7 protein-coding genes are annotated in these 7,089 nt (G+C 66.9%); 2 read left to right on the top strand and 5 right to left on the bottom strand.

Going from position 1 to position 7,089, the window contains the following annotated elements; translation table 11 throughout:
* The first annotated feature begins 155 nt into the window (after positions 1–155).
* Positions 156–1,241: an AI-2E family transporter gene (locus JYJ84_RS24130; protein WP_164462627.1), complete on the top strand. Its 1,086-nt coding sequence runs from the start codon at positions 156–158 to the stop codon at positions 1,239–1,241.
* Positions 1,242–1,360: 119 nt separating this feature from the next.
* On the opposite strand, the gene purU is transcribed toward JYJ84_RS24130, so the two are convergent.
* The 5 genes from purU to JYJ84_RS24105 all read right to left on the bottom strand — a co-directional run bounded on the left by purU (position 1,361) and on the right by JYJ84_RS24105 (position 6,501).
* Positions 1,361–2,245 carry a formyltetrahydrofolate deformylase gene (gene purU / locus JYJ84_RS24125; protein ID WP_122946291.1) on the bottom strand — a complete coding sequence of 295 codons (885 nt, stop codon included), beginning with the start codon at positions 2,243–2,245 and terminating at the stop codon, positions 1,361–1,363.
* A gap of 73 nt (positions 2,246–2,318) precedes the next feature.
* The gene (locus JYJ84_RS24120; protein WP_175221626.1) at positions 2,319–3,185 is read right to left on the bottom strand and encodes an NUDIX hydrolase family protein; all 867 of its coding nucleotides are present in this window, start codon (positions 3,183–3,185) and stop codon (positions 2,319–2,321) included.
* Between the two features lie 6 nt (positions 3,186–3,191).
* On the bottom strand, positions 3,192–3,806 hold the full coding sequence (locus JYJ84_RS24115) for a LysE family translocator (protein ID WP_175221625.1): 615 nt from the start codon (positions 3,804–3,806) through the stop codon (positions 3,192–3,194).
* Between the two features lie 50 nt (positions 3,807–3,856).
* Positions 3,857–4,423 carry an adenine phosphoribosyltransferase gene (locus JYJ84_RS24110; protein WP_011353218.1) on the bottom strand — a complete coding sequence of 189 codons (567 nt, stop codon included), beginning with the start codon at positions 4,421–4,423 and terminating at the stop codon, positions 3,857–3,859.
* A gap of 83 nt (positions 4,424–4,506) precedes the next feature.
* Complete coding sequence (locus tag JYJ84_RS24105) at positions 4,507–6,501, bottom strand: monovalent cation:proton antiporter family protein (RefSeq protein WP_205189551.1); 1,995 nt, start codon at positions 6,499–6,501, stop codon at positions 4,507–4,509.
* A gap of 125 nt (positions 6,502–6,626) precedes the next feature.
* Between JYJ84_RS24105 and JYJ84_RS24100 the strand changes: the two genes are divergently transcribed.
* A partial coding sequence (locus JYJ84_RS24100) for an SIS domain-containing protein (RefSeq protein ID WP_205189549.1) occupies positions 6,627–7,089 on the top strand: 463 nt, incomplete at its 3' end.

The following is a 7,089-nucleotide window of genomic DNA, read 5'->3' as shown; positions in this document are numbered from 1 at the left end:
TACACCATGCGCCAAACGGCCCCGTTGCGGACCATAATGGCGGCTATACTTTACGGTCGTAAGGTTCGCCGTACGCACCAATCCGGTGCGGCGCCGGGCGAACACGGCTCTGCCACGCATTCCGCGGCATGACACACGAACGACAGGAATCCACGATGGAGAAGCAACCCGACTCGTCTCGCGATGCGCAGAATCGCGAACCGCACCTGCGCAGCGTGCGGCTGACGAGCGATTTCAGCCTGCCGAAGCTGTCGGCACTCGAGATCGGCAGCTATGCGTTCGCGATCGTCGCCATGTGGCTCGTGATCGAGCTCAAGCTGCTCGGCGGGCTGCTGGCCGGCCTGCTCGTCTACCAGCTGATCCACACGATCGCACCCGTCATCGAGCGTCACACCACGAGCATGCGCGCGCGCTGGGTCGCCGTCGTGCTGCTGGCGATCGTGATCGTCGGCGGTCTGACGGGCCTGACGATCGGCATCATCGAGCACTTCGAGCGCACGGTACCGAACCTGCAAAGCCTGCTCGACCAGCTGATGCAGATCGTCGAACAGACCCGCGCCCGCACCCCGGCCTGGATCGCGAACCTGCTGCCCGTCGACGTCGAGCAGATGAAGACCAAGGCGGCCGTGCTGATGCACTCGCACATGGACCAGCTCCAGCAAAGCGGCAAGAGCGTCGCGCGCGGCTTCGGCCACGTGCTGTTCGGCATGATCATCGGCGCGATGATCGCGATCGGCGTCGAACACGGCAAGGTGCGCCGGCCGCTGTCCACTGCACTCGTCACGCGCGTGTCGCGCTTCGCCGACGCATTCCGCCGGATCGTGTTCGCGCAGATCAAGATCTCGGCGATCAACGCGGTGTTCACGGGCATCTACCTGCTCGTCGCGCTGCCGATCTTCCACCAGCGGCTGCCGCTGTCGAAAACGCTCGTGCTCGTCACGTTCATCGTCGGCCTGCTGCCGGTGATCGGCAACCTGATCTCGAACACGCTGATCGTCGCCGTGTCGCTGTCGGTCAGCATGGGCACCGCGATCGCGTCGCTGGCGTTCCTCGTGATCATCCACAAGCTCGAATACTTCCTGAACGCGAAGATCATCGGCGGCCAGATCGAGTCGCGCGCGTGGGAGCTGCTGCTCGCGATGCTGATCATGGAAGCCGCGTTCGGGCTGCCGGGCGTGATCGCCGCGCCGATCTTCTATGCGTACCTGAAGCGCGAGCTGTACCTGCTGCGGTTGATCTGAAACAGCCCGCGCGTCAGACGCGATAAGAAAAACGCCGCGCCCCGTGAAGGGCGCGGCGTTTTTGTTTGTTGGGGCCGGCCAACCGGGGGCCGGCCATCTGCCGGCCGGCGCCCAGCGAATCAGCGGAACACGACCGTCTTCGTCCCGTTCAGCACGACCCGGTGCTCGACGTGCCACTTCACCGCGCGCGCAAGCGTCACGCATTCGACGTCGCGGCCGATCGCGGTCAGCTGGTCGGGCGTCATGCTGTGATCGACCCGTTCGACTTCCTGCTCGATGATCGGGCCTTCGTCGAGATCGGTCGTCACGTAGTGCGCGGTCGCGCCGATCAGCTTCACGCCGCGGTCGAACGCCTGGTAGTAAGGCTTCGCGCCCTTGAAGCTCGGCAGGAACGAATGGTGGATGTTGATCGCGCGCCCGGCGAGCTGCTGGCACATGTTCGGCGACAGGATCTGCATGTAACGCGCGAGCACGACCAGATCGGCCTGGTGCTCGTCGATCACTTCCAGCACGCGCGCTTCCTGTGCGGCCTTCGCAGCATCGGACGAGCCGCCGATCAGCGGGAAGTGATGGAACGGAATGTTGTAGCTCGCGGCGAGCTGGTAGAACTCCTTGTGGTTCGACACGATCGCCGGGATCTCGATCGGCAGCTGGCCGGTGCGATAGCGGAACAGCAGGTCGTTCAGGCAGTGGCCGATCTTCGACACCATGATCACGACGCGCGGCTTCACGGCCGCGTCATGCATTTCCCAGCGCATCGAGAACTGCTCGGCGAGCGGCGCGAATTCATTGCGGAGCGTGTCGAGCGCCGTCGCGGCATCCGCTCCGCCGCCGTCCTGCTCGAAGTGCACGCGCATGAAGAACTCGCTGGTGCGGCTGTCGCCGAACTGCGCCGAATCGAGGATGTTGTTGCTGCGCTCGAACAGGAAGCCCGAGACCGCATGGACGATGCCGTGCCGGTCGGGGCACGACAGTTTCAAGATAAAGCTGTGATCGGTCGGCATGACCGCTACTCCCTTCGTTTCCGGATTCGTCAAATTGCCCGTTCGCGCCGCCAGGCTGCGTGCGCGGCACGCGTCACGCGGCCGGTGCGAACAGTGCGTCGATGCCCGCTGCGTCGGCCGCCGGGATCCAGCGATGGCGCAGCAGCGTGTCGAGCGTCGCGAGGCTTGCGTCCATCGTCGCGCGGCCGGCGCGCAGCCAGCCGATCACCTCGGGCACACCGGCCAGCAGGTGCTCGGCCACTTCGCCGTCCTGGTTGCGCGGCGCGAAGTCGCGCGGCAGCGGCAGGTCGTACACGAAGATCAGTTCGGACTGCGTGCCTTCCGGCAGCGAGCACAGTACCTGCACCGCGCGGCCCGCGATCGCGCGCGCGGCCAGTTCGGCAGGGATGCCGGCTTCTTCCCAGCATTCCTTCGCGAGCGTCTCGTGAACGCCCAGACCCCAGCCGATCCCGCCGGCAACGACGTTGTCGAGCATGCCGGGGTCGGTCGCCTTGGTCTCGCTGCGGCGGCCGAGCCACATCTGCGGGACGGCCGCGGCGGACTGCTCGCCCGGCGCAACCGCATATTCTACGATGCCGTTCAGATGCACCGCATAAGTCTGCGTGCCGAAGAAGCGCGACGCGGCGCGCTCGATGTACGCGAGCGGCGGATCGTCGAAGCGGTTGCGGATCGCGTAGATCTCGTCGCGCCAGCCGGGAATCGCGCCTTCGGCCGCGAGCGCGCCGATCGCGCTCGCCATCGCCATGCTGCGTGCATCGACCGAGTCGTAGCGCGCCGACAGCACGACGCGCGCATCGGTCAGCTCGAACACGTCGGGCCAGCGGGCGAGCATCGCGACGTCCTGGCGGCGCACCCAGCCCACCGCTTGCCCGGCAATCTCGAAACGCAGGTGCGCGGCCGGATCGAAGCGGCGCGCGGCCGCAATGCACGGAAACGTCATCGTCTATCAGTCCTTCAGTGCCACGCGGATGCCGATCGCGATGAACGTCGCGCCGGCGATCCGGTCGAGCCACACGCCGGCCTTCGGGCGGCGCTTCAGCCACGCGCCGATCATGCCCGCGCCGACGCCGAACAGCGAAAAGATCGCGGCCGTCTGCAGCATGAACAGCGCGCCGAGTTCGAACATCTGCAGCGTCACGCTCTGCCCGCCGTGCGGATCGACGAACTGCGGCAGGAACACGACGAAGAACAGCGTGACCTTCGGGTTCATCAGGTTGCCGATCACGCTCTGCCGGAAGATCGTGCCGAGCGGCTGCGGCGGGCGCGCGTGCGCATTCGCGAGGCCCTGGCTGCGCAGCGCCTTGATGCCGATCCACACGAGGTACGCGGCGCCCGCGAGCTTCAGGATCTCGAACGCGACCGGCGACGAACGCAGCACGGCCGCGACGCCGAGCGCCGCGAGCGTCGTGTGGAACAGGATCCCGGCGGTGAAGCCGAGCGCGGCGACGAAGCCGGCCGCGCGGCCCTGCGAGATGCCGCGTGCGAGCACCTGCAGGTTGTCGGGACCCGGCGCGAACGTGATCGCGATCGACGTGGCGAGAAACAGCATGAAGTTGGGCATCGTGACCTCGCTGCTAACGTGAACTCAGGTGGATTCAGGCCAGCCGGCGTTCAGTGGCCGGCGAATTCGGTGACGGTATAAACCGGCAATCCCGCGTTGCGCAGCAGCGCCGAGCCGCCGAGATCGGGCAGGTCGATGATCGCCGCGCCTTCGACCACTTCCGCGCCGAGCCGCTGCAGCAGGTTGCGCCCCGCCATCATCGTGCCGCCGGTCGCGATCAGGTCGTCCATGATGATCACGCGGTCGCCGGGGCGGCACGCATCTTCATGAATCTCGACCGTCGCGCTGCCGTATTCGAGGTCGTACGATTCCGAGCGCGTCTTGTACGGCAGCTTGCCGACCTTGCGGATCGGCACGAAGCCGACGCTCAGTTCGTACGCGACGATCGGCGCGATGATGAAGCCGCGTGCGTCGAGGCCCGCGACATAGTCGAGCTTCGCATCGACATAGCGTTCGACGAACAGGTCGACGAGGATGCGCAGCGCCTTCGGGCTCTGCAGCAGCGTCGTAATGTCGCGGAACATCACGCCCGGCTGCGGCCAGTCCGGCACCGTGCGGATCTGGCTGTGGATGAAGGCGACCGGATCGAGCGGTGCGCCCGACGACGAATGCGGCATGAAACTCTCCGAAAAAAACGGTGCGCGAAGATCGGGCACCGTTTCGAGTAAATACGGGTCAGGTTATCAATCCGAGCACGGGCTCAGGCGGCTGCGGCCGGCGGATCGCGCCGATGGCGCGACAGCCGCTCCTCCGCGAGCGCGAGCGCCTCGGGCAGCCCGCGCAGCACGACGATGTCGCTCGCGCGCAGCTTGGTCTGCGGATCGGGTTCGACGCCGCGGATGCCGTGCCGGCGAATCGCCGTGACTTCCAACCCGAGCGCATACAGCCCCAGTTCTTCCAGCGAACGCCCGACCGCGTCCGCGCGCGCATCGACCGGCACCGATTGTAGCCGCACCTGCTCGTGGTCGTCGTCGTCCGCATCGTCCGCGCCGCGGAAATAGCCGCGCAGCAGGCTGTAGCGTTCGTCGCGCATTTCCTCGACGCGCCGCACGACCTTGCGCATCGGCACGCCGACCAGCACCAGCGTGTGCGACGCGAGCATCAGGCTGCCCTCGACGATCTCCGGAATCACCTCGGTCGCGCCCGCCGCGAGCAGCTTCTCGAGATCGGCATCGTCGACGGTACGCACGATCGCGGGCAGCGTCGGCTCGAGTTCGTGCACGTGATGCAGCACGCGCAGCGCGGACGGCGTGTTCGCATAGGTGATCGCCACCGCCGCCGCGCGGTGGATACCGGCCGCCAGCAGCGACTCGCGGCGCGCCGCGTCGCCGAACACGACCGATTCGCCGGCCGCCGCGGCCGCGCTCACGCGATCGGGGTCGAGGTCGAGCGCGACGTACGAAATGCCTTCCTGTTCGAGCATCCGCGCCAGGTTCTGGCCCGCGCGGCCGTAGCCGCAGATGATCACGTGGCCGCGCTGCTTCAGGCTTTGCGTCGCAATGCGCGTCATCTGCAGCGACTGCTGCATCCATTCGGTCGACGACAGCCGCATCACGATCCGGTCGGCGTTCTGGATCAGGAACGGCGCGGCGAGCATCGACAGCAGCATCGACGCGAGGATCGCCTGCAGCAGCGTCGAATCGACGAGATGGCGGTCGAGGATCAGGTTCAGCAGCACGAAGCCGAATTCGCCGGCCTGCGCGAGCCCGATACCGGTGCGCATCGCGACACCCGGCGTCGCGCCGAACAGCCGCGCGAGCCCCGCGATCATCGTCCCCTTGAACAGGATCTGCCCGACGAAGAAACCGAGCACGAGAAACGGGTGCTCCCAGATCACGCGCGGATCGAGCAGCATCCCGGTCGTCACGAAGAACAGGCCGAGCAGCACGTCGCGGAACGGCTTGATGTCCTCCTCCACCTGATGGCGGAACGGCGTCTCGGAGATCAGCATCCCCGCGATGAACGCGCCGAGCGCGAGCGACAGGCCGAAGCGGTCGGTGATGAACGCGGCGCCGAGCGTGACGAGCAGCAGGTTCAGCACGAACAGTTCCTGCGAGCGGCGCCGCGCGACGACGTTGAGCCAGCGCGTCATGAAGCGCTGGCCGATGACCAGCAGCAGCGTGAGCGCGATCACGATCTTGACGGCCGCGAAGCCGAGCGTGATCGCGAGGTCCTTCGACGACTCGGCGCCGAACGCGGCGATCACGATCAGCAGCGGCACCACCGCGAGATCCTGGAACAGCAGCACGCCGAAGATGTTGCGGCCGTGCTCGGTCTCGATCTCGAGCCGCTCGGCGAGCATCTTCGATACGATCGCCGTCGACGACATTGCAAGCGCGCCGCCGAGCGCGATACTGCCCTGCCACGTGATGTGTACCCAGTGCTCGAACAGCATGCCGAGCACGAGGGTCGCGACGACCTGCAGCAACCCGAGCCCGAACACGAGCCGCTGCATCGCCCTCAGCTTCGCCAGCGAGAACTCGAGGCCGATCGAAAACATCAGGAACACCACGCCGAATTCCGCGAGATGCTCGGCCCGTTCCAGATCCGCCGCGATGCCGAACGCATGCGGGCCGACCAGGATGCCGACGGTCAGGTAGCCGAGCATCGGCGGCAGGTTCAACGAGCGGAATACGACGACACCCACCACTGAGGCCAGCAGCAGCAGCAGGGTCATTTCGAGCGGGGAAATCACAGGCGAAGCGTCCTCGTTCGTCGGGGCCACGGCAATGCGGGCGCGGGTGGTGGCGGTGGTCGGGCGACCTCGGACGAGTCCGAAGGCCCGGCGCGGCGAACAAACGCCTTTGCTATACTCCGCGCATGATAGCGAAAATCAATGATGATCGGGCGCTCGCGCTCGCCCGCGACGTGCTCGACATCGAGGCGGACGCCGTGCGCGCGCTGCGCGACCAGCTCGACGGCGGCTTCGTCCAGGCCGTCGCGCTGCTGCTCGGCTGCCGCGGCCGCGTGGTGGTGTCCGGTATCGGCAAATCGGGGCATATCGCCCGCAAGATCGCGGCCACTCTGGCCAGCACCGGCACGCCGGCCTTCTTCGTCCACCCTGCCGAGGCCAGCCACGGCGACCTCGGGATGGTCACCTCCGACGACGTCTTCATCGGCATCTCCTATTCCGGCGAATCCGAAGAACTCGTCGCGATCCTGCCGCTCGTGAAGCGGATCGGCGCGAAGCTGATCGCGATCACGGGCCGCGCGGGGTCGAGCCTCGGCACGCTCGCCGACGTGAACCTGAACGCCGCGGTCTCGAAAGAGGCCTGCCCGATGA

Origin of the sequence: Burkholderia sp. LMG 13014 (genome assembly GCF_905232215.1) — a bacterium.
Lineage (GTDB): Bacteria > Pseudomonadota > Gammaproteobacteria > Burkholderiales > Burkholderiaceae > Burkholderia.
This window is presented reverse-complemented; position numbering and strand designations above follow the sequence as displayed.

Bases quoted from the DNA above. Each gene is read 5' to 3' on its own strand.
- JYJ84_RS24130 (WP_164462627.1), top strand. From the start codon at position 156: ATGGAGAAGCAACCCGACTCGTCTCGCGATGCGCAGAATCGCGAACCG.
- purU (WP_122946291.1), bottom strand. From the start codon at position 2,245: ATGCCGACCGATCACAGCTTTATCTTGAAACTGTCGTGCCCCGACCGG.
- JYJ84_RS24120 (WP_175221626.1), bottom strand. From the start codon at position 3,185: ATGACGTTTCCGTGCATTGCGGCCGCGCGCCGCTTCGATCCGGCCGCG.
- JYJ84_RS24115 (WP_175221625.1), bottom strand. From the start codon at position 3,806: ATGCCCAACTTCATGCTGTTTCTCGCCACGTCGATCGCGATCACGTTC.
- JYJ84_RS24110 (WP_011353218.1), bottom strand. From the start codon at position 4,423: ATGCCGCATTCGTCGTCGGGCGCACCGCTCGATCCGGTCGCCTTCATC.